The sequence below is a fragment of the Marinobacter sp. UBA2498 genome (genome assembly GCF_002341575.1).
Classification (GTDB): domain Bacteria; phylum Pseudomonadota; class Gammaproteobacteria; order Pseudomonadales; family Oleiphilaceae; genus Marinobacter; species Marinobacter manganoxydans.
Genome location: NZ_DDOI01000101.1, coordinates 30,801 through 32,405, shown reverse-complemented (window position 1 = coordinate 32,405; position 1,605 = coordinate 30,801). Strand labels below are relative to the sequence as shown.

3 protein-coding genes are annotated in these 1,605 nt (G+C 58.7%); all 3 read left to right on the top strand.

All coding sequences use genetic code 11. From position 1 onward, the window contains the following. On the top strand, positions 1-719 hold a 719-nt coding region (gene flgG / locus B2W52_RS14220), incomplete at its 5' end, for a flagellar basal-body rod protein FlgG (RefSeq protein WP_286803639.1). Between the two features lie 28 nt (positions 720-747). Then, entirely contained in the window at positions 748-1,440 is a 693-nt protein-coding gene (flgH, locus tag B2W52_RS14215) for a flagellar basal body L-ring protein FlgH (RefSeq protein WP_011784617.1), read from the top strand. Further along, the coding region (locus B2W52_RS14210; protein ID WP_286803641.1) for a flagellar basal body P-ring protein FlgI at positions 1,437-1,605 on the top strand (169 nt) is incomplete at its 3' end. The genes flgH and B2W52_RS14210, both read left to right, overlap by 4 nt.

Genomic DNA, 1,605 nt, shown 5'->3' with positions numbered 1-1,605 from the left:
ACAACCTGGCCAACGTCAACACCACCGGCTTCAAACGGGACAAGGCGGTCTTCCAGGACCTCCTGTACCAGATCAACCGGCAACCCGGTGGCCTGAGCACCCAGAACTCCGAACTGCCCTCCGGACTGCAACTGGGTACGGGTGTCCGGGTTGTGGGCACGGTCAAGCAGTTCTCCCAGGGCAACCTTCAGATTACCGAGCAGCCGCTGGACATGGCCATTAACGGCCGGGGGTTTCTGCAGATTCTGCTGCCGGATGGCCAGATTGCCTACACCCGGGACGGTCAGTTCCAGCTGAACGTCAACGGCGATGTGGTCAATCCGGACGGGTACCTTCTGGAGCCGGCCATCAATGTTCCCAATAACGCCACCAATATCACCATTGGCACCGACGGCACGGTCACGGCGATAACGGACGACCAGGCAGCGCCGGTGAACGTTGGCCAGATCACCCTGGTGGATTTCATCAATCCCCAGGGGTTGCAGGCCATCGGAAACAACCTGTTCAAGGAAACCATTTCCAGCGGGAACCCCATAGAGGGGCAGGCGGGTCTGCTCGGGCTTGGCACCATTGAACAGGGTTCCCTGGAGGCCTCCAACGTGGAGGTCGTGGAAGAACTGGTGAACATGATTACCACCCAGCGCGCCTACGAGATGAACTCGAAAGTGGTTTCCACAGCGGATCAGATGCTGCAGTTCATTACCAACAACATTGGCTAATGCCGCCAGAGGTGAGGTCGTGAATCCGATGACATCCAGCCGGACAAACCGGGGCGCCAGTACCCTGGCGACCTTAGTGGTACTGATCCTACTACAGGGTTGCACGGCCATGAGCCGGCCCCGGGCGATTCCGGATGACCCCGAGTTTGCACCGGTGCGCCCTCAGGCCATGATGCAGAGGGACAGGGCGTCTGGTTCGATTTACCAGGTCTCCCGAAACTATAACTTTTACGGGGATACCGTCGCGCTCAACGTGGGTGATGTACTGACAGTGACCCTCCAGGAGTCCACCCGTGCCAGCAAGAATGCTGACACCCGTATCATCAAGGATAACGAAATCAAGTTGCCGGAGCCAAACATTCTGGGCAAGAGCAACTTCGGGATCGGCACGTCACTGAACAATGAGCGCGATTTTAAAACCAGGGCCGACGCGGATCAGAGCAACAGCCTTGCTGGCAGCATCACCGTCTCGGTCACTGAAGTGCTGCCCAATGGCGTGTTGCGGATCCGGGGCGAAAAGTGGCTGTCGCTGACCAATGGTGAAGAGTACATCCGTCTGACCGGACTGGTTCGCCCCCGGGATATCCAGCCGGACAATTCCGTTGCCTCAAACCGTATTGCCGATGCCCGTATCGCCTATGGCGGTACCGGTGACTTCGACCAGGCCAACCAGATGGGCTGGCTTGCCCGTTTCTTTAACAGTGAGTGGTGGCTGCTATGAGCGTGCGGCGTTTTCTTGTCTGGATACTTGCCCTGACGGTGGGTGCGGCACCGGTGATGGCGGACCGGCTGAAGGACCTGTCCCGGATCAAAGGGGTAAGGAACAACCAGTTGGTGGGCTACGGACTCGTGGTTGGTCTTGACGGAACCGGCGACAAGGCACCGT